This window comes from Streptomyces albipurpureus, from assembly GCF_023701525.1.
Lineage (GTDB): Bacteria > Actinomycetota > Actinomycetes > Streptomycetales > Streptomycetaceae > Streptomyces > Streptomyces albipurpureus.
Window position 1 is genome coordinate 180,061 of record NZ_JAMQAW010000001.1, and the last position, 20,040, is coordinate 200,100.

Annotated in this window: 19 protein-coding genes; 10 read left to right on the forward strand and 9 right to left on the reverse strand. The window is 68.2% G+C overall.

Annotated features, from left to right (window positions below):
• Nucleotides 1-776: 776 nt before the first annotated feature.
• A complete protein-coding gene (locus NBG84_RS00790; protein ID WP_250917224.1) occupies nucleotides 777-1,856 on the reverse strand; it encodes a helix-turn-helix domain-containing protein in 1,080 nt (359 codons plus the stop codon).
• Nucleotides 1,857-2,098: 242 nt separating this feature from the next.
• Between NBG84_RS00790 and NBG84_RS00795 the strand changes: the two genes are divergently transcribed.
• The 6 genes from NBG84_RS00795 to NBG84_RS00820 all read left to right on the forward strand — a co-directional run bounded on the left by NBG84_RS00795 (nucleotide 2,099) and on the right by NBG84_RS00820 (nucleotide 7,748).
• A complete protein-coding gene (locus NBG84_RS00795) occupies nucleotides 2,099-2,758 on the forward strand; it encodes a helix-turn-helix transcriptional regulator (protein ID WP_250917225.1) in 660 nt (219 codons plus the stop codon).
• Nucleotides 2,759-2,868: 110 nt separating this feature from the next.
• Entirely contained in the window at nucleotides 2,869-3,399 is a 531-nt protein-coding gene (locus tag NBG84_RS00800) for a toxin-antitoxin system, toxin component (protein ID WP_250917312.1), read from the forward strand.
• A gap of 19 nt (nucleotides 3,400-3,418) precedes the next feature.
• On the forward strand, nucleotides 3,419-4,672 hold the full coding sequence (locus NBG84_RS00805; RefSeq protein ID WP_425608550.1) for an ROK family protein: 1,254 nt from the start codon (nucleotides 3,419-3,421) through the stop codon (nucleotides 4,670-4,672).
• Between the two features lie 373 nt (nucleotides 4,673-5,045).
• Complete coding sequence (locus NBG84_RS00810) at nucleotides 5,046-5,516, forward strand: cation:proton antiporter regulatory subunit (RefSeq protein ID WP_250917226.1); 471 nt, start codon at nucleotides 5,046-5,048, stop codon at nucleotides 5,514-5,516.
• A 2-nt stretch (nucleotides 5,517-5,518) separates the two neighbouring features.
• Nucleotides 5,519-6,832, forward strand: coding sequence for a cation:proton antiporter (locus tag NBG84_RS00815; RefSeq protein ID WP_250917227.1), 1,314 nt, complete (start codon nucleotides 5,519-5,521; stop codon nucleotides 6,830-6,832).
• Between the two features lie 118 nt (nucleotides 6,833-6,950).
• A complete protein-coding gene (locus NBG84_RS00820; RefSeq protein WP_250917228.1) occupies nucleotides 6,951-7,748 on the forward strand; it encodes an N-formylglutamate amidohydrolase in 798 nt (265 codons plus the stop codon).
• Between the two features lie 191 nt (nucleotides 7,749-7,939).
• Here the strand turns inward: NBG84_RS00820 and NBG84_RS00825 are convergent, their stop codons facing one another.
• Genes NBG84_RS00825 through NBG84_RS00845 form a run of 5 tightly spaced genes read right to left on the reverse strand, consistent with a single transcriptional unit; the run spans nucleotide 7,940 to nucleotide 12,764 of the window.
• Nucleotides 7,940-8,623: a potassium-transporting ATPase subunit C gene (locus NBG84_RS00825; RefSeq protein ID WP_250917229.1), complete on the reverse strand. Its 684-nt coding sequence runs from the start codon at nucleotides 8,621-8,623 to the stop codon at nucleotides 7,940-7,942.
• 5 nt (nucleotides 8,624-8,628) lie between these two features.
• On the reverse strand, nucleotides 8,629-10,734 hold the full coding sequence (gene kdpB / locus NBG84_RS00830) for a potassium-transporting ATPase subunit KdpB (RefSeq protein WP_250917230.1): 2,106 nt from the start codon (nucleotides 10,732-10,734) through the stop codon (nucleotides 8,629-8,631).
• Nucleotides 10,731-12,395 carry a potassium-transporting ATPase subunit KdpA gene (gene kdpA / locus NBG84_RS00835; RefSeq protein ID WP_250917231.1) on the reverse strand — a complete coding sequence of 555 codons (1,665 nt, stop codon included), beginning with the start codon at nucleotides 12,393-12,395 and terminating at the stop codon, nucleotides 10,731-10,733. Before kdpA ends, kdpB begins: the two co-directional genes overlap by 4 nt.
• Nucleotides 12,396-12,402: 7 nt before the next feature.
• Nucleotides 12,403-12,492 carry a K(+)-transporting ATPase subunit F gene (gene kdpF / locus NBG84_RS00840; RefSeq protein ID WP_037823947.1) on the reverse strand — a complete coding sequence of 30 codons (90 nt, stop codon included), beginning with the start codon at nucleotides 12,490-12,492 and terminating at the stop codon, nucleotides 12,403-12,405.
• Entirely contained in the window at nucleotides 12,489-12,764 is a 276-nt protein-coding gene (locus tag NBG84_RS00845) for a hypothetical protein (protein WP_250917232.1), read from the reverse strand. The genes kdpF and NBG84_RS00845 overlap by 4 nt, the downstream gene beginning before the upstream one ends.
• 240 nt (nucleotides 12,765-13,004) lie before the next feature.
• Here NBG84_RS00845 and NBG84_RS00850 point away from each other — a divergent pair, with 240 nt between their 5' ends.
• Both NBG84_RS00850 and NBG84_RS00855 read left to right on the forward strand, forming a co-directional pair.
• Nucleotides 13,005-14,975 carry an APC family permease gene (locus tag NBG84_RS00850; protein WP_250917233.1) on the forward strand — a complete coding sequence of 657 codons (1,971 nt, stop codon included), beginning with the start codon at nucleotides 13,005-13,007 and terminating at the stop codon, nucleotides 14,973-14,975.
• A gap of 231 nt (nucleotides 14,976-15,206) precedes the next feature.
• Nucleotides 15,207-15,704 (forward strand): hypothetical protein, encoded by a 498-nt coding sequence (locus NBG84_RS00855; protein WP_250917234.1) that lies wholly within the window; start codon nucleotides 15,207-15,209, stop codon nucleotides 15,702-15,704.
• A gap of 259 nt (nucleotides 15,705-15,963) precedes the next feature.
• Here NBG84_RS00855 and NBG84_RS00860 read toward each other — a convergent pair whose 3' ends face one another.
• The gene (locus NBG84_RS00860) at nucleotides 15,964-16,545 is read right to left on the reverse strand and encodes a helix-turn-helix domain-containing protein (RefSeq protein WP_250917235.1); all 582 of its coding nucleotides are present in this window, start codon (nucleotides 16,543-16,545) and stop codon (nucleotides 15,964-15,966) included.
• A gap of 48 nt (nucleotides 16,546-16,593) precedes the next feature.
• On the opposite strand from NBG84_RS00860, the gene NBG84_RS00865 reads away from it, so the two are divergent.
• Together NBG84_RS00865 and NBG84_RS00870 are read left to right on the forward strand one after the other, a co-directional pair.
• A complete protein-coding gene (locus NBG84_RS00865) occupies nucleotides 16,594-17,445 on the forward strand; it encodes a class I SAM-dependent methyltransferase (protein WP_250917236.1) in 852 nt (283 codons plus the stop codon).
• A 79-nt stretch (nucleotides 17,446-17,524) separates the two neighbouring features.
• Entirely contained in the window at nucleotides 17,525-17,746 is a 222-nt protein-coding gene (locus NBG84_RS00870) for a hypothetical protein (protein WP_250917237.1), read from the forward strand.
• 508 nt (nucleotides 17,747-18,254) lie between these two features.
• Here NBG84_RS00870 and NBG84_RS00875 read toward each other — a convergent pair.
• Together NBG84_RS00875 and NBG84_RS00880 are read right to left on the reverse strand one after the other, a co-directional pair.
• A complete protein-coding gene (locus tag NBG84_RS00875; RefSeq protein WP_250917238.1) occupies nucleotides 18,255-18,614 on the reverse strand; it encodes a hypothetical protein in 360 nt (119 codons plus the stop codon).
• A 14-nt stretch (nucleotides 18,615-18,628) separates the two neighbouring features.
• Nucleotides 18,629-19,885: a helix-turn-helix transcriptional regulator gene (locus NBG84_RS00880; RefSeq protein WP_250917239.1), complete on the reverse strand. Its 1,257-nt coding sequence runs from the start codon at nucleotides 19,883-19,885 to the stop codon at nucleotides 18,629-18,631.
• Nucleotides 19,886-20,040 lie beyond the last annotated feature (155 nt).

Consider the following 20,040-nt stretch of genomic DNA (forward strand, 5'->3'; position numbering starts at 1 on the left):
CGGCAACCGCTTTCCGAGAACGGGAGGAGCCGCCCTGAGGACTGCCGCGCTCTGGGGCGGATCAGCCCTCAGTCCGGTGAGTCACTCGGCCGCACCGGCGCCTCCGTCCCGGATGTGTCCTGCCCCGGGCCGGCCGTGCTCGGTTCCTGGTGGAGCGTCACCATGCGGTAAGCCGCTGCCGGGGCGTCCGCTCGACGGCCCTCGGCCACAGGACCCGCGCCGGTCGGAGGGTGCCCAGCGCCAGGGCCGAACGGTGACGGGGTTCCGCGCGGTCCAGTGGTGCGTGGACGTCCCGTGCCTCTTGCCAGGCGTCCGCTCCTGCTGGCGCTCGGTCAGCGGCATGGAGCTCCGCGCCGAGTCCGCCCAGCACCGGGTCCGCCCGGTCGGGTGGTTGTCGAGTGATCTGGACCGCTTCGAGTACGGCCGGACCGATCCGCGGGCCGGTCGGCCTGTTGGAGGTACCGGCCCGGGTTCAGCCCCCGCACGCCACCCAGAGGGCGATATTCCGCCATCGGCGCGCACTGTCAGCGCCAACGCAGGTCAGGTCCGGGGGCATCCAAACCGATCCGCGTTCCGCTCGTGTGCTGCCGCGGCGCGCGGACGAACGGGCCCCGCCGAGCGGGCGGGAGCGGGCGCGGCTCGCGGCAGCCGGGGGATCACTTGGCCGCCCCTGGTCGTTCCTTCCGCGGGCCGGGTGGTTTCGGCCCAGCCCCAACCGGCCCAGCGGAGGGCTTTCGTGCCGGGCCGGTCGCGCCCGGCACGCCCACATCACCCGGCTAGCCGCCGGAGACCGCTCGCAGATGTGTCTTACCCCGCCGGGTGCCGGATGTGGATGGCCGCTCGCGCAGCACCAGCGTCATCCGGGTGAATCCCCGGTCCTGAAGTGTCGCTGGAGTCTCATCCACAATCCGGCACTCAGCGTGCCCCCACTCAGGGTCAGGGTGATGCAGCGGCCGTACGGCCCCGTCGTGATGCACGGCCGCCGCTCCCGTCACACTCATCCAGTGGGGCAGTCCGAACCGATAGGCGGCGTCCATGATCGGGTCATTCGCGATATCGCCGCGAATGGCCTGAAGCACCCCATCGTTCTCGTAACGCTCCAGAGCTGTTTCCAGCTGGGCTAGGAGCGGTAGGCACCAACTCGTCTCCCGATCGCCCAGCACCGCTCCCGCATCGGGGTGGAACAGGACGAATCGAAGGAAGTTCTGGTCCGGCATCGCCGTGGGGTGCTCCCCCACGCCACGGAACAGATCCTGGAAGGCGGGGTTGACATGCGCCACGTCCCAGCGCTGGTCGAAGAGGACCGACGGCAGCGGCACGGCGTCCATCATGGCCGCGTAGTCCCGTAGGTACGCCCGGACGCTCGGGTCCTGAAGGTCCGGCGCGTCGTTGCCGGACGCCGGCTCGGCCGGGCGCACGGGTGTGGGCAGCGGTACGTAGGCACGGATGGGGCCGGAGGGGAAGGCAGGTCCGGATGGACGTGCGGGGCCCAACGGCGAGGTCGTCCTGCGTTTCGCACCAGTGAGGTCACCACCGCCGAGGCCCGTGGGCGGTTCGCGGTCGACCGCCAACCGGAAGAGCCAGCCGCCCTGCTGGTCGGTCATCTCCAGGGCCTTCACCAACGCGTTCAGCTTGTCGTCGGTCCATTCCTCCGCAGCCGCACGCTCCCAATTGCCGTATGCGCGGGCACTGATGTCGAGCCGCGCGGCTACGTCCGCCTCGCTCAGCCCCAGCTCTTCCCGACGTCCGCGCAGTATGTCGGTGAGCCTCCTCGACCGGAGGGTCCCGCGGCCTGTCCCCGCGCACCCTCGACGTCCGTGGACACCAGGACGGTCAACACCCGCCTCATGTGTCATCGAGAACGCCACCCTTCCCGCTTCCCGAAGTACCGCTGCGGCAGCGCATTTTGATCTTCACCCCGCCTGGTGATCCTGCTACCGCAGGAGCGGCTATGTCAACTATCGTGGCATTCCACGTCGCTGAACGCCGAGATCGCGCCACAGCTGTGGCAATACCTGGATGTCCGTCCGGGAAACGGATAATCTCCAGGCAGCCAACTGTGTGCGGAGCCATCTCGCGTGATCTAGGAGACCTACTGGTGACAGACGGCTTCTTGGTTCCGGGCCCGGCAACCGCAGGCCCCTTGGCGGCGTCGGTTGCCCGCGTCGCCGAACTCGCAGGCAGACTCGGACTCAGCCACGGCGAGGTCTTTGACGTACACAAACTCTCCGAGGCGTCGGGTGTCCCCTTCGATGTGGTGACCGCCCTGCTGGAGGGCAGACAGGCCGGGCAGCCTGACCTACAGGCCCGCTTCCTCCAGCGGTTTGACCTGTTGCGCCGTACTCGACTCAAACCGAACGGCCGCCGCTACACCCAGCAGGAGATCGCCGACGGTGCCGCGATGTCCCGCCAGCAGGCGGGGGCGCTGATCAACGGCGACCGCCGCCCGACCATGGAGCACTGTGACGCCATCCAGCGGTTCTTCAAGGTCCACGCGGGCTTTCTGACCGCCGATGACGCGGACGCGCTCAATGGAGCACTGCAACGTACCGAGCAGCGGCTGCTCCAGGACTACGCGGGCGACGGCGATCCGCTGGAGCGGCTGCTCCAGGACCACGGGGTACGAGGCATCGCCTGGCGGGCCGCCCAGTTGCCCACCGACAAGCATCGGGACAAGGTCACCGAATGGCTCGACATGTTGCTCGAAAGCGTCAAACCGACAGATCCGGCCGATTCATCGAAGCCGACTGACGCATGACTGACGGAAACATGACTTCAGAAGAGACCTGATGTCAGGGCAGGGTTAATGCCGCAGGTATGCGTATGGCCGCGGAGGGGGAGAGGAGAACGGTGAGCATTGGCAAAGAAATGCGTCGGCTCTGCGGCGAGCTGGTAGCCGGAATCGATCTGCCCGCCCCAGCCGAGCCCGCCGACCTCTACGCCGCCCTGTGCGGCCAGATGAGCAAGCGCAGGGGCCGGCCCGTGCGGTATCGGATGGCGACCTTCCCACCTGGCACGGCCAGCGGACTCTGGCTCGACATGACCGACCAAGACTTGATCGTCATCGAGGAGCGGACCGCTCCGGACCACCAGCTCGTCATTCTGGGCCATGAGTTGTGGCATATGAAGGCCGGGCACTGTACCCATCACATCGAAGGTGCGGCTGTGGCCGCCCGTCTCCTCTCGGACGAGGCTGACCTTCAGGCGACCGTCCTCAAGGTGGCGGCCAGAACCCGCTTCGACCAGTCCGAGGAGAACGACGCGGAGAGTTTTGGCCTTCTCCTCGGCAGCAAGTGTCGCTCGTGGCTGGCTGGTTCCACGGGGCGAGGCCCCAGAAAGCGGGAGGGACTCGCCGGACGGATCGAGGCGTCCCTGGGATACCGCGGGCCGCAGGGCTGAGGTGGAACCACGCGCACGCGTGCGGCTGACCAGCTCGGTCAGCCGGGACCCGCTGGTGCCGAAAGCGGGCAGGGACACGGTGCGACGCCACAATCTCAGCCTGGTTCTCCGTGCGGTGCGCGATGCTGGAGAGATCACCCGGGCCGGGGTCTCCGCCCGGGTGGGACTGACCAGGGCAGCCATCTCCTCACTGGTCGAGCAGTTACTGACCATCGGTTTCCTCTCCGAGTCGGGAAAGACGTTCAGCGGTCTGGCCGGCCGGCCGGGCACCGTGCTGAAGGTGGCCCGTACCGGGGTCGCCGGCATCGGGGCCGAGATCAATGTCGACTACGTATCGGTCTGTGTGGTGGATCTGGCGGGCACGGACCGTGTGCGTCTGGTGGAACACCTCGACAACCGCGGTGCTGCCCCCGCGCAGGTGCTCCGCCGCGCGGCAGCCATAGCGGCTCGGGCGCTCATCTCCGCCGCCGAACAGGAACTCCACCCGGTCGGAGCGACATTGGCACTGCCCGGGCTCGTGGCGTCCGGCTCGGTTTGGCAGGCCCCCAATCTGGGCTGGACCCGCGTAGCAGCGGAGGAGCCGTTCGCTCGGGCACTCGCCGGTCTCCGCCCGGAGCTGCCCGCCCTGCCCGTCCGTTCGGAGAACGAGGCCAATCTGGCCGCCCTCGCCGAGCTCTGGTTCGGTGATCTGGGGACGGTCCGCACCTTCTTCTATCTCACGGGGGAGTCCGGTGTCGGGGGTGCGCTGGTCCTCGAAGGGGAACTGCTGCGGGGAGCCCATGGGTTCGCCGGCGAGATCGGCCATGTGGTGGTGGCGACGGACGGCCCGGAGTGCCGGTGCGGCTCACGCGGGTGCCTGGAGCAGTACGCGGGACAGTCGGCGCTCCTGCGCGCGGCCCATGTCGACCGGGCGAGCAGCGCGGCCGGAGTGGCGGAACTGGAACGCAGGGCGCGCGCTGGTGACTGCAGGACGCTGGCCGCGCTCAACCAAGCGGGGTTGATGCTGGGCAGGGTGCTGTCCGGCGCGGTGAACCTCTTCGATCCCGCGGCGGTCGTCCTCGGGGGCATCTACGGTCCGCTGGCACCCTGGTTGATCCCCGGGGCGGCCCTAGAGCTCTCCGCCCATGTGGTCTCGGGCCTATGGCCCCAAACGAGCGCCCGGCTGCGCCCTTCGTCTCCCGCTACGGATGCGGCCAGAGGCGCGGCGGCCCTCGTGGTCCAGGACGTGCTGTCGGACCCGCTCTCCTTCGCCCATCGAGCGGCGGGGGGCTGACGCCCTGCCACCGGGGCCTCACGGCTCCGCCCCCGGAGCATTGGCGTGCCCGGCGGCCCACTTCGGGAGGAGACCCCCCTTCCACTCCGGCTTCGCGGGTACCGGAACGGGCGGCAGGGTGCGGGGTCAACGCCCGGGCCGGGCATCGCCCTCCGGGCGTCTACCGCGGCTTGCCCCCGGACTCGCGGAGTCCGGCGGAACACCGACCTGGGTGCCCGTACCCGTACGACATCCGCGCCATCGGTCCCCCGCTCCCTGACGGCCCCCTCCGACCAGGCCTGATGCGTTTCCGTAGACTGTCCGGTACACCTCATTCCAGTTTCCTCCTCACCCGCCCGCGGTGAGAGAGCGACCCACGCCTTGGGAGGCGAGCATGGGCACCCGTCGCACCTCACTGCCGGGAGTCGGTACGAAGTACGACTTCACCACCGAGGCAGGACGTCATATCTCTGTCGTCGTGCACCACGACGGCCGGCGCTTCCTTGGCTTCTACGCGTCCGACGACCCCGATGCCTGTCAGTTGGAAGTCCCGCTCTCCTCGCATGAGGCGACCGCGCTGGCGCACCTCATCGACCCGGCGCCGATCGACGCGGTCAGGACCGATGGGATCGACCTGGTCACCGAGCACATTCCCGTCAGCTCCCGCTCCCCCTATCTGGGACGCCTCCTCGGCGATACCGAAGCGCGCTCGCGCACGGGCGCCTCGATCGTGGCGGTACTGCGCCGGACGAGCGCGCATCCGTCCCCCGGCCCGGACTTTCGGTTCGCTCTCGGCGATGTCCTGGTCGCGGTCGGCACCCGAGAGGGCGTCGATGCCCTCGCCGAGATCATGGCCGGAGGCTGAGCGTGCATCACACCACCACACTTCTGATCGAACTGGGTGCGATCATTCTTGGGCTGGGGCTGATAGGCCGCTTCGCGGGACGCGTCGGCCTCTCCCCCATTCCGCTCTATCTGCTGGTGGGACTGGCCTTTGGGACGGGCGGGCTGCTGCCGCTCAGCGCGAGTGAGGACTTCGTCGCCGTCGGCGCGGAGATCGGCGTCATTCTGCTGCTCCTGCTGCTCGGCTTGGAGTACAGCGCCTCCGAACTGGTCGGCAGCCTGAAGACGCAGTACCCATCGGGTGCCGTCGACTTCGTGCTCAACGCACTGCCAGGAGCGGCCGCCGCGCTGCTCCTTGGCTGGGGACCGGTGGCCGCGGTCGCCCTCGCCGGTGTCACCTGGATCTCTTCCTCGGGTGTGATCGCCAAGGTGCTCACCGATCTGGGCCGCCTCGGAAACCGGGAGACTCCGGTGGTCCTCGGCATCCTGGTGATGGAAGACCTGGCGATGGCGGTCTATCTCCCGCTGCTGACCGCTCTGCTCGCCGGGGTCGGCCTGGCGGGTGGCAGCGTCACCTTGCTGATCGCGCTCGGCGCGGTCGGCATCGTGCTCTATCTGGCACTGCGGCACGGCAGGCTGATCAGCCGCGCGGTCTCATCGGACAACCCGGAGATGCTGCTGCTCGTGGTCCTGGGTCTGACCCTGCTGGTCGCGGGTATCGCCCAGGAACTGCAGGTCTCCGCCGCGGTGGGCGCCTTCCTGGTGGGCATCGCGCTGTCCGGTGAGGTCGCTGAGGGAGCGCGGAAGCTGCTCACTCCGCTACGTGATCTCTTCGCGGCGGTGTTCTTCGTCTTCTTCGGTCTCTCCACGGACCCCACCGCCATCCCACCGGTGATCCTTCCCGCGCTGCTGCTCGCGGTGGTCACCGCGGGCACCAAGATCCTCACCGGCTGGTACGCGGCGGGCCGGGTCGGGATCGGGGCGCGTGGCCGGTTGCGAGCCGGGGGCGCGCTGGTGGCTCGTGGCGAGTTCTCGATCGTCATCGCGGGTCTGGCCGTCGGTACGGAACCGAAGATCGGCCCGATCGCTACGGCGTATGTGCTGATCCTGGTGGTGCTGGGGCCGCTGGCGGCACGCTGGACGGAACCGCTGGGCGTCCGGTTGCGCGAGAGCCGCAAGCCCAAGGAGCCACTGCCCGAGTGTCATGACGGCACCCAGCAGACGGTCGCCGATCCCGCGCCAGAGGCTCCGGCGGTTGATGCCGCCACGGTTACGGAAGGCAACGGTCCGGTGCCGGGCCCGGAGAAGGACGGCATCGCCGTGAGCGACCCGCGCTAGCCATGCGCTGACACGAGAAGCCCCGCGGCCCACACGCTGGGCCGCCCTCGCACAGGGGTTGCCCGTTCTCTGTGGAGCACGATGGGACGGTGGACGATGCTCGACCAGGAGATACCGCATGGACGATGAGCCGGCCCCTTCCTTTGAGCTGCTGCCCGGCGGGGACCGATCGCCGGTGATCCTTCATGTACCGCACTCCTCGCGGGCGATCCCGGCCTCCGTTCGGGCGGGCATCGTGCTCAGTGACGTCGAGTTGGAGGACGAACTCGACCACATCACCGACTCCCACACGGCGGAACTGGCCGCTGAGGCAGCCGGGCGGGCCCGGAGCACCCCGTGGCAGTTCGTCAATGGACTGTCTCGGCTGGTCATCGACCCCGAGCGGTTCCCCGATGAGCGCGAGGAGATGGTGGCGGTCGGCATGGGCGCGGTCTACACCCGCACCACCCGGGGTGAGACGCTGAGACCATCCGACGAAGACCCCGCTGCGCTGATCGCCCGGTACTTCCACCCCTACGCACGGGCCATGGCCGCGGCGGTGGCGGACCGACTGGCCGCTACCGGCCGGGCCGTGGTGATCGATGTGCACTCCTACCCGTCGCGGCGGCTGCCCTACGAACTCCATGGCGAGGGCGCGCGCCCACCGGTCTGTCTGGGCGCCGACGGTTTCCACACACCCGGCGAGCTGCTCGCCCAGGCCCGCGAGGCATTCGCCCACTGCGGCGATACGGCGGTGAACACTCCCTTCGCGGGCACCTATGTGCCGCTGGAGTTCTACGGCAAGGACGCGAGGGTCAGCGCCTTGATGGTGGAGATCCGTCGGGACCTCTATCTGCGGGAGCCCGGCGGGCCCGCGGGTCCTGGCCTGGTGACGGTGGCAAAGGCGCTGACGGAGCTCGTCGACGCACAGGGATAGCGACCGCCTCCGGTCGTACACCTCCGCCGGCTAAGCCCGCCCGTCAGCCGCGCGAGGTCCTTGCCGACGCCGTACGTCTGGCCCGTTCGGTCACCCCCGCGCACAGTGCGCGGAGGGGAACGGTCAGGGCCCGGGGGTGGTGGGTCCTGACCGTTGGCGCGGTGTCATCACCCCGTGGGGGCGGGCACTGGTCAGGAGGTCGGCCGGGACATCAGCTCCTTGAGGCCGATGTTGAGTTGGAGGACATTGACACGGGGTTCGCCGATGAAGCCGAGGATGCGGCCGTCGGTGTGTTCTTCGAGCAGCTTGTCGACCTTCCCGACGGGCAGTGCGTTGCGTTCGGCGACCCGGTGGACCTGGAGTTCGGCGTACTCGGGTGAGATGTGCGGATCGAGTCCGGAGCCGGATGAGGTGACGGCGTCGACGGGTACCTGGGACGGTTTGACCTGGTGGGTGGCGGTGGAGTTGTCCTTGACCACGGCCGCCTTGGCGTCCTTGACCCACTGGATCAGCTCGGCGTTGTCGCCGGAGCGGTTGGTGGCCCCGGAGAGGATGAGCGCGTACTGGGTGTTGACGCTGTTACTGCCGAGCCCGTTGGACGGGCGCGGTTGGAACCAGCGGAGATCCGCCCGCGCGGCTTCGTCGGCGTCGTCGGGGTTCTCCTTGGGCAGCGAGTAGCTCTGCCCGATCAGGGAGGAGCCGACGACCTTGCCGTCCGCCTTCACCTCCGAGCCGTTCGCCTTGCCCGGGAAGAGCGCTTGGGCCGCTCCCGTGACGGCGAGCGGGTAGAGGACTCCACAGACCACGGTGAGCACCAGGAGGGTGCGGACGGCGGCGGTGATCAGGCGTCCGGTGTTGCGCAGAGAGGTGTTCATGATCGTCACCCGATGCCAGGAATGAGGGAGATGAGAAGGTCGATGATCTTGATGCCTATGAAGGGGGCGACCAGGCCGCCGAGGCCGTAGACCGCGAGGTTGCGGCGGAGCATCTGGTCGGCGCTGGCGGGTCGGTAGCGCACGCCCTTGAGGGCGAGTGGTACCAGCGCGATGATGATGAGCGCGTTGAAGATCACCGCGGAGAGGATCGCCGACTCGGGCGATGCCAGCCTCATGATGTTGAGTTGGTCCAGGCCCGGATAGGCGACGGCGAACATCGCCGGGATGATCGCGAAGTACTTCGCCACGTCGTTGGCGATGGAGAAGGTGGTGAGTGCTCCTCGGGTGATGAGGAGTTGTTTGCCGATTTCGACGATCTCGATGAGTTTGGTGGGGTTGGAGTCGAGGTCGACCATGTTTCCGGCCTCTTTGGCCGCCGAGGTGCCGGTGTTCATCGCCACGCCGACATCGGCCTGGGCGAGCGCGGGGGCGTCATTGGTGCCGTCGCCGGTCATCGCGACCAGCTTGCCGCCCGCCTGCTCCCGCTTGATGAGGGCCATCTTGTCCTCGGGGGTGGCTTCGGCGAGGAAGTCGTCCACGCCGGCTTCCCTGGCGATGGCGCGTGCGGTCAGCGGATTGTCACCGGTGATCATGACGGTGCGAATGCCCATCCGGCGCAGTTCGTCGAACCGCTCCCGCATGCCTTCCTTGACGACGTCCTTGAGGTGGATCACCCCGAGCACCCGGGCGCCGGCGGAGTCCTGAACGGCGACGAGCAGTGGGGTGCCGCCGGCTTCGGCGATCTCATCGGTGATGCGGTCGGCGTCCGGGGAGATGGTTCCGCTCTGTTCCCTGACCCAGGCGACGATGGAGCCGGTCGCGCCCTTGCGGACGCGTCGGCCGTTGATGTCAACGCCGGACATGCGGGTCTGGGCGGTGAAGGCGATCCATTCGGCGTCCGCCAACTGGCCCTGGTCGCGCTCGCGGAGGCCATGGCCGTCCTTGGCGAGTACGACGATGGATCGGCCTTCGGGCGTTTCGTCGGCGAGTGACGAAAGCTGTGCGGCATCGGCCAGTTCGGCGGCGCTGACCCCTTCGACGGGGACGAACTCGGCGGCCTGACGGTTGCCGAGGGTGATGGTCCCGGTCTTGTCGAGCAGCAGGGTGGACACATCGCCCGCCGCTTCGACGGCTCGGCCCGACATCGCCAGCACATTGCGCTGGACCAGTCGGTCCATGCCGGCGATACCGATCGCGGAGAGCAGTGCGCCGATGGTGGTGGGGATCAGGCAGACCAGCAGTGCGGTGAGCACGATCAGAGATGTCTGCTCATCGGCGCCCGCGTAGTTGGCGAACGGCTTGAGGGTGACGACGGCCAGTAGAAAGACGACGGTGAGTGAGGCGAGCAGGATGTTGAGTGCGATCTCATTGGGTGTCTTCTGCCGTGCCGCGCCTTCGACCAGGCTGATCATCCGGTCGATGAAGGTCTCCCCCGGCTTGGTGGTTATCTTGACCACGATCCGGTCGGACAGCACCTTCGTACCGCCGGTGACCGCGCTGCGATCGCCGCCCGACTCACGGATCACCGGCGCGGACTCACCGGTGATCGCGGACTCGTCCACGCTCGCCACGCCCTCGATGACATCTCCGTCGCCGGGGATGATGTCTCCGGCTTCGCAGACCACCAGATCGTCGATGCGCAGTTCGGTGCCGGGCACCCGCTCTTCGGTGGTGCCGGCCAGCCTGCGGGCGACGGTGTCGGTTTTGGCCTTGCGCAGGGTGTCGGCCTGCGCCTTGCCCCGGCCTTCGGCGACGGCTTCGGCCAGATTGGCGAAGATGGTCGTCAGCCAGAGCCAGCCGGTTATCGCCCAGCCGAACCAGTCTCCCGGGTCGAGGGCCGCGAGGACGGTGGTGAGGACCGAGCCGATCAGCACCACGAACATGACCGGTGACTTGATCATCATCCGGGGGTCCAGCTTGCGCAGTGCGTCGGGGAAGGAGGCGATGAGCTGTCTGGGATCGAACAGCCCGCCACCGACCCGGCCTGGTGCCGCCGCGGGTTCGGCCGGGGTCTTCGGGTGTGGTGCCCGGGTGGGTGTCATCGTGCTCATGACGCGAGCCCTTCAGCGAGCGGACCCAGCGCCAGGGCCGGGAAGTAGGTCAGTCCGGTGATGATGAGGATGGTTCCGACAAGCAGCCCGGTGAAGAGGGGTTTGTTGGTGCGCAGGGTGCCGACGGTCTCGGGGACGGGCTTCTGCTCGGCCAGGGCCCCGGCGAGTGCCAGCACGAAGACGATGGGCAGAAAGCGTCCGAGGAGCATCGCCAGCCCGATAGTGGTGTTGAACCACTGGGTGTCGGCGTTCAGGCCGGCGAAGGCGGAACCGTTGTTGTTGGCGCCCGAGGTGTAGGCGTACAGGATCTCGGAGAAGCCATGGGCGCCGGAGTTCGTCATGGAGTTGCCCGGGGTGGGCAGTGCCATGGCGGCGGCGGTGAAGCAGAGCACCAGGGCGGGGGTGATGAGGATGTAGCAGGCGGCGAGCTTGATCTCCCGGGTGCCGATCTTCTTGCCCAGGTACTCGGGGGTGCGGCCGACCATCAGGCCCGCGATGAAGACCGCGATGATGGCCATGATGAGCATGCCGTAGAGGCCGGAGCCCACACCACCGGGTGCGATCTCGCCCAGTTGCATCCCCAGCATGGTGATGCCGCCACCGAATCCGGTGTACGAGGAGTGGAAGCTGTTCACCGCTCCGGTGGAGGTGAGGGTGGTGGCCACGGCGAAGATCGACGAGCCACCGATGCCGAACCTGGTCTCCTTGCCTTCCATCGCGCCGCCGGCGATCTCGAAGGCGGGGCCGTTGTGAGCGAACTCGGTCCACATCATCAAGGCGGTGAAACCGATCCAGATCACGGCCATCGTGCCGAGGATCGCGTATCCCTGCCGGACGCTGCCCACCAGCTGACCGAAGGTGCGGGTCAGCGAGAACGGGATCAGCAGGATGAGGAAGATCTCCAGCAGGTTGGAGATGCCGTTGGGGTTCTCGAAGGGGTGGGCGGAGTTGGCGTTGAAGTAGCCACCGCCGTTGGTACCCAGCTCCTTGATGGCCTCCTGGGAGGCGACCGCGCCGCCGTTCCACTGCTGGCTGCCGCCCTGGAACTGGCCGACGTCATGGATGCCGGCGAAGTTCTGGATGGCGCCGCACGCGACCAGCACGATCGCGGCGACCACCGAGATCGGCAGCAGGATACGGACGGTGCCACGGACCAGGTCCGCCCAGAAGTTCCCCAGTTCGCCGGTGCGGGAGCGGGCGAAGCCCCGTACGAGAGCGATGGCGACGGCTATCCCGACGGCCGCGGAGAGGAAGTTCTGTACCGCGAGCCCACCGGTCTGCACCACATGGCCCATGGCCTGCTCGCCGTAGTACGACTGCCAGTTGGTGTTGGCGACGAACGACGCCGCGGTGTTGAACGCCTGGTCCGGGTCGATCGCCTGGAAGCCGAGCGAGCCGGGCAGCATCCCCTGGAGTCGCTGCAACAGATAGAGGAAGACCACGCTCACCAGGGAGAACGCAAGAACGCCACGGAGATAGGCGGGCCAGCGCATCTGGGTGTCGGGGTTGGCGCCGATGGCCTTGTAGATCCACTTTTCGGGCTTGAGGTGCTTCTCCGAGGAGTAGACGCGGGCCATGTAGTCGCCCAGCGGGCGGTAGGCGAGGGCGAGTGCCGCTATGAGCGCCAGCAACTGGAGCACACCGGCAAGTACGGGACTCATATCCGGGCTAGAACCTCTCCGGGTACAGAAGGGCGAGGACGAGATAGCCCAGCAGGGCGACGGCCACGATCAGACCGACGACGTTCTCGGCAGTCATAGCTTCGCCACCCCCTTGGCGACAACGGCCACCAGCGCGAACACCGCGACCATGGTGACGACGAAGGCCAGATCGGCCACCGTGAGCTCCCTGAGTGGAATGGGATAGGACTGTTCGAGGAAACCCCTTTTCAGCCACTCCGCCGGGTTCGTTGATGCGTCCCATACGGCGGTACGGGCGCTCTTGACGGAACCTGTACGGCTGCCGGGCACGGATCGCCGGGTGACGATGGGAGCGGGCCGATCAGAGTGGCTGACTGACGACTCACTCACTCATTCCTTCATTCATTCACTCACTCACTCACTCACGACGGTCGGTGAAGCGCTGGGAGGTGGTGTGCGCCCCAGCGGGGCGTGGCAAGGGTCTACGTCAGGGCGTCCACGGTCAGCGTGGGGAGCCCGGGGCGCCCAACGGCGGGTGACTGACGGCGGGTGTCTGACGGCGGGCGCCCGAGCCATCCGGCAGTTCTGGCACGCGTCATCCCAGCGGTGGGCCTCGGTGGAAGGCGGACGATGAGTGGCAAACGGCAGCACACCGCGCCCCTGCGTGGGGACACGGCCGAACGTTGCCGCGCCTGGCTGCTCCAGGGGCTGAGCGAGCAGAGCGCACGTCACCCCGGGCCACATGCCAACCCGCCCGCCGAGGACAAGGGACACCGCTGGTGGCGGGTGATGTGCCTGACCGGCGTGGACTACTTCTCGACCCTGGGCTACCAGCCCGGCATCGCGGCACTCGCGGCCGGCCTGCTCTCCCCGCTGGCCACCCTGGTACTGCTGGCACTGACCCTGCTCGGAGCGCTACCGGTCTATCGGCGGGTCGCCAGGGAGTCGCCCCACGGGGAGGGCTCGATCGCCATGCTGGAGCGGCTGCTGCCCTGGTGGGCGGGGAAGCTGTTCGTCCTCGTCCTGCTGGGGTTCGCCGCGACCGACTTCATCATCACCATCACCCTTTCGGCCGCCGACGCCTCGGCGCATGTGGTGGAGAACCCCTACGCACCGAACTGGCTGCACGGCAACAACCTCTGGATCACCCTGGTGCTCATCGGTCTGCTGGGCGCGGTCTTCCTCAAGGGCTTCCGGGAGGCAATCGGTGTGGCCGTGGTCCTCGTCGCCCTCTACCTGTCGCTCAATGTGGTGGTCCTGGCAGCCGCCGCCTGGCAGGTCGCCAGCGACCCGGTGGTGGTTCCGAACTGGTGGGACGCCATGACCGCGGAGCACTCCTCACCTTTCGTCATGATCGGCGTGGCGCTGTTGGTCTTTCCGAGACTGGCGTTGGGGATGTCGGGATTCGAGACCGGCGTGGCCGTCATGCCCCAGATCAAAGGAGGCCCCACCGATACGTATGAGAGACCCGTGGGCCGCATCAGGGACACCCGCAAGCTGCTCACCACCGCGGCCCTGATCATGAGTGTGTTTCTGCTGCTCTCCAGCCTGGCGACGACACTGCTGATCCCCCAGGACGACTTCAAGGCGGGCGGCCCGGCGAACGGCCGTGCCCTCGCCTATCTGGCCCACCGCTATCTGGGGGAGGTCTTCGGCACGGCCTACGACATCTCCACCATCTGCATCCTGTGGTTCGCCGGAGCCTCCGCGCTCGCCGGACTCCTCAACCTGGTGCCGCGGTTCCTGCCCCGCTACGGCATGGCTCCCGAGTGGACCCGGGCGGTGCGCCCCCTGGTGCTGGTGTTCGTGACCATCGCGACCATCATCACCTGGTACTTCGACGCCAATGTGGACAAGCAGAGTGGCGCCTACGCAACCGGCGTCCTGGTGCTGATGCTGTCGGCGGCGTTCGCCTCCACGGTCGCCGTACACCGGGCGGGACGCGGTAGGGCTGCCCTCGGCTTCGGGGTGATCACCGTGGTCTTCGCCTACACCCTGGTCGCCAATGTCATCGAACGCCCCGACGGCATCAAGATCGCGGCGCTGTTCATCATCGTCATCGTGATGACCTCCTTCGCGTCCCGGGTGCACCGCGCCTTCGAACTGCGCTCCGCGGAGGTGGACTTCGACGCCACAGCGACGCGCATCATCGAGGAGGCCTCGGCGTCGGGGCCGCTGCGGATCATCGCGAACGAGCCGTCGGAACACACTTCGGCCGAGTACCGGTTGAAGGAGTACAGCCAGCGACAGGAGACCCATATCCCCGACGGCCGTCCGGTGCTGTTCCTTGAGGTGTTCGTGAAGGACTCCTCGGACTTCACGGCGGACCTGACGGTCCGGGGCGAGGAGAAGCACGGAGTCCGCAGGCTCCGGGTGGAGGCGGCGACGGTTCCCAACGCGATCGCGGCGATCCTGCTACGCCTGCGGGATCTCACGGGCGAGGTTCCGCACGCCTACTTCACCTGGACGGAGGGCGCTCCGCTGGGGCACCTACTGCGCTTCCTCGTCTTCGGCGACGGCGAGACCGCCCCCGTGACCAGGGAGGTCCTCCGCAGAGCCGAGCCCGTCCCCGAACGCCGACCACGCGTGCACGTGGGCTAGGGAGCGCCAAGGGGCTGCCATCTCCTTTGGGGTGGCTGAGCTCACCGAGGTGTCCGGCTGCGCGCGCACTCACTCCCACTCGGCAGTCCGGCCCCATGGCTGCCCTCTTTCAGGGGAATCTCGCGCCTCTTCCGCATTTCCGGCTGTACGCGGCAAAGGATCGCCGGGGAACTGGGCCGCCGTCGCACTACCGCGGCCGTCGGGCAGTGTTTTCGAGGAGAGGACTCCACCATGGTCACGAGGAAGGCGCGGTGGTCGGCCCTGGCGGTCACGGCCACCGCGGTGCTCGGCTGTCTGGCCGCGCCTGCCGCGCTGGCGGCGCCCACCACCGCCGCGCCGGCGCGAGCGGCTCTCGCGGTGCCTCCGCAGCAGAACATTCCCGAACTGCAGGCGGGAGGCGTCGCCCGCAGGGTGACCATCCCGCCGGACCGCCAGGTCAGGCGCGGCCCGGGCTACGTCGACATCGAGGCACCCCCGTACACCAGGATCATCGCCCTGAACACCAACTGCGACGCTCCGGGTTGCACCACACGCGTCGCACCCGACGGCCTGAGCGCGAGCGGGTACTTCCCGGGGAACCGGGTCACCTTCCTCCGCCCCATGACCGTCGATATCGCCGCCGACTACGACGCGCCGTACGAGGGGGGCTACTTCAGCGGTTCCTTCACCCTCCTTGGGGAAACCCAGCCGCTGACGGTCAGAATCCTGCCGGAACCCGAGGACTACTGAACCGAGGACTACTGAGCCGAGGGCCACTGACCCGAGGGCCACTGAGCCGAGGGGCCCTCGCCGGCGAGGCGGAAGTACCCGGAGATGGACGAAACCCCGACGCCAGCACCTCGCCGATCAGCACACCCGCCGGGCAGCCGTACCCGCTGCGCCATGTCCAGGCAGAGCGGAGGCCGCGGGCGCGGTGGCGTCATCAGGCACGGTGACGTACGGGGTGAACGCCGTCCGTCCGAGATCCCGCGCGCACCTCGGCGGAGTGTCACACCGAGTCGTTGCCGTGGAGGTGGGTGCGCTCCCCTTCTCCGTCGAAGATGGTGAGAATCTCCACCGGCCCGTCGTGGGCGCCGATGGAGTGCGGGGTCATGGTCGAGAACTCGGCCGCGTTGCCCTCCTGGATCAGGATGGTGCGCTCCCCCAGTTCCAGGCGGGCGGTTCCGGAGAGCACGGTGAACCACTCTCGACCGGGATGTACTTTCAGGTGCTCCGCTCCCGTCGGCCGGTCGGGAGTAATACGCATCTTCGCTACGGTCACTCCGTGTAGTGAGCGCTCCCGGGAAAGCAGCCAGCTGGTCAGCCCCGGGGAGTCGCAGGCCTGTGGTCGGATCACCACGTCCGCGTCGTCATGGGATTCGACGAGCTGGTCGAGGGTGGTGTCCAGGGCCTTGGCGATGGGGACCAGCTGATCGATGGCGATCCTGCGGCGCCCGGTCTCGATGCGGCTCAGATTGGACGGGCTGAGATGGCTGCGAGCTGCGAGGGTGTCCAGGGTCCAACCGCGGGCCAGGCGCAGACCGCGGATGCGTTGGCGGATCATGCCGTCCAGGTCGAGTTCTTGCTCCATAGGCAAGAGGATATGCGCTCAAGGCATGACCATGTCTAGCCTGGCGCCATGGCACAGAAGCACACACACCACCATCACGACCACCATGAGGGCGGACACCACGGTGAAGCGGGGCTGGCCGATGTACTGGACCTGGACGCCGAGGTGCTCGGCTCGTACCTGGATGAGGTGATCGAGTGGGTCGCCGGATACGCCCCGGCTGCGCCGCGGACCATCGCCGATGTGGGCGCGGGCACCGGCACCGGCCTGTTGGCACTGGCCCGTCGCTTCCAACAGGCGGACTTGGTCGCGATCGACCAGTCGCCGCTGCTGCTGGAGCGCCTTGGCGCCAAGGCGCTCCAGCAGGGGCTGACCGAGCGGTTGCGGATCGTGGAGACCGACCTGGACGCTGCTTCGCCTCCGATCGGTACGGCAGATCTCGCCTGGGCCGCTTCCTCGCTCCATCACGTCAAGGATCCCGACAGACTCCTTGGCGACCTCCACGAGGCACTGACCCCAGGCGGCCTGCTCGTGGTCATCGAGATGGACGCGTTGCCCCGGTTCCTTCCCGACGACCTCGGCATCGGCCGCCCTGGCCTGGAGACGCGCTGCCATGACGCGGCGGCGCAGGAGCGGTGGAACGCCCACCCGAACTGGGGCCCGTATCTGGAGCGGGCCGGGTTCGAGGTCGTCCAGGAGCGGAGCTTTCCCATCGCGGTGAGTCCGGCGCCGCCTAGCGCCGGACGCTATGCCCACACCATGCTGAGCGCCATGCGTTTCGGCGTCGGCGACCGTTTGGCCGCGGATGACCTCCATGCCCTCGACCGCCTGCTGGCCGATGACTCCGCGGAGTCGCTGCTGCGCCGCACGGACTTGACCGTCCGCGGCAGCCGCACGGCATGGGCGGCTCGGCGCCACTGAGACCGCCGGGATACGGCGGCAGCGGCTTCGGCGATGGTCCTGCGATGCGGGCCGGGGATATCGGGGCGAAGCTGGGCCCATGAGCGGACCCCTTCTGGTGGTGTATCCGCCCGACGGCAACGGATGGCGCCGGGTGCGCTACGACGGGCAGGTCCTCGGAACCGCCTACCAGATGAGCGACATCCCGGTCTTCCTCGCAGCGGCCGGGATGGCGGACGCCGAAGACATCGACCTCAGTGACCCCGAGATCGTCGAATGGCGGGGCGGCGGGCCGGACAACTGGGCCGAATCCCCGCCATAGGCTGTTCCGGGGTTGGGGATCAGCGCCGGGCATGGCACTGCGGCAGGCGACGGGCGCAGCGAAGCGCAGGGCCCTCGGCTGGGGCGGGTGCGGGTGCGGGCGTGAGCCGTGCCCGCCAGAGCCGGGCCAAACGGTTCTTCGGATCAGCATCAACGGATGGCGTAGCCGGAGGACACCCCCAACACCCGTCAGCCCACCCGCGCCGGGCGCGGAACCCGAACAAAAAAGAACCCCCAGCCCGGATCAAGCCGCGCTGAGAGTCATATCAGGAATGCGGGAGGGTTACCCGCAATACCTTGTCGTTCTGGTGTCCGAGGGGGGACTTGAACTCTCCACTCGGGCACCAGCCTGTAGGCGTTCTGACCTGCGGAAATGCCTGTCGTGGCAGGGGTTCGACAGTCCTACTCTTCCTGTCTTTTCCTGCTGTTTCAGGCCGTCTCAGGACGCTGTTGGTCACCCGTTGGTCATGTGCCCAACCTGGCCAGGACGAGCGATCTTGCCCACTCGATCAGGCTTTCTCGATGGCCTCGAAGATGTCGGCGTCGGTCTCCTGCTGCCACTTCGGCAGGTCGGGCCAGTCGGCCACGTAGCCCGGCTTGGGGTCCTCGAAGTGCTTGAACATCTGGGCGGTCCAGCACGTCGCGACGAACCGACTCTTCTGCTCGCGGGACAGCCTCGATGCGTGCCCACCGCTGATCTCGATGAACTGCCGGACCTGGTCGTAGACCGAGCCTGCGGCCTCGCGCTCCCACTGCGGGGTGTCGTCCCAAGGCGTCACGTACCCAGCTTTCGGCTCCCCCGGGAAGTGCTGGTGCACTCCCTCGATCCAGGCTTCCCGGAACACTCGTGCACCTTCGGTCTGCGACATGCCAACCCCTCTCGTCATGGCGTGCTGAGCGCGGCGATCTCCGCCCCCAGCTCCGCTACGCGGTGGTCCCTGCTCAGGGGGCCGAACTCGTCGCACAGGGTCTGGAGTCTACTGGCGACGTATCCGGAGGATGAGGCTTGGGCCAGGAGGAGGGCTTCCCGGCCGTACGCGACGACGTGTTCGGGGTCTCGCCGCTTGGCGCCGATGGCGGCGAGATCGGTCAGGACAGCGCCGCGCCGCCGGTAGGACTGCCCGGAGGCAAGGGCGGTCTGCTCCAATGCCCGTCGCAACGCTTCCTCCGCCAGGTCGAGACGTCCGAGCTGGACGTAGCGAGCTCCCCGTTCCTCGGCCAGCCGCGTCCCGTCGAACCGCAGCCACCCGCCGTTGGTGCTGCCCGCGCTCAGGCCCATGACGTGCTCCGCCTGGTCCAAGGCTCGCTCGCATGCGGTGAGGTCGCCCAGGCCGGCGTACGCCTCTGCCTGGACGGAGGCGACCCAGTGCCGCGTGGCGAGGTTACGGTCACCTCGCCCGGCCAGCCGCTCAGCGGCTCCCAGGACCTGGGCCGCCTGCTGGTAGCGGTGCTCCGACACGTCCACGTAGGCGTGCCGGACGAGTGCGCACGCCCACAGGTCGTAGGCTCCGGCGTCCCTGCTGACGGATGCCGCGAGGGCGTAGGAGGCAGCCGCGTCGGTGTACCGGTTCGCGTCGAACGCGACTTCGCCGGCCAGTTGGAAGAGGTCGGCTGCCGCGCTCAGGAGCGGGCGGGAGTTGCCTCGGGTGTCGGCCGCGAGGGCTTCGTTCAGGGTGGTCAGTTGGTCGCGGACGATGGGGTAAACGGACCCCTTGGACCGGGCCAGTTGGTAGACCTGCCAGAGGTGACTGTTCATCCGCGCGAAGTCACCGGGTGCACCCCTGAGGACCCCATCGGAGAGGGCTTCCGCCTCATCCAGCGGCAGGGCGGTCAGTGCCCCGCTGACGGTGAGGATGCGGAGGAATTCGCGGCGGATCACTTCGTCTGGGTCTCCCGCACTCGAGTGGTCACTGGGCTGCTGGCATCTGGTCGTCCGGCTTACGGCTCGTGGCTGTGTCAGAAGGGCGTCCAACTCTTGAAGGCTCACTTCGAGGACGGCTGCCAATCCTGGCCGCTGAGGCGGCTGCGGTGCGATCTTGCCGCTCTCCCAGCGTCCGACCGTTGTGCGGTCCACGCCAAGTAACTCGGCCAATTTCTCCTGACTGTAACCCAGGGTCTTGCGCCGTTCCGCCAGTCCCATGACGCCCCTCTTCCCGTGACCTGAACCCACGGCGTTCCCGTGCACGGATGTGCATCAAGAGTGCCGCATTGATGCCGTGGAGGGCTCGGACTCCCCGCGCTTTCCTTGGTGTTGTCGCAAACGGGCACGGGGGCAAACCTGCGGAAGGGTGCGGA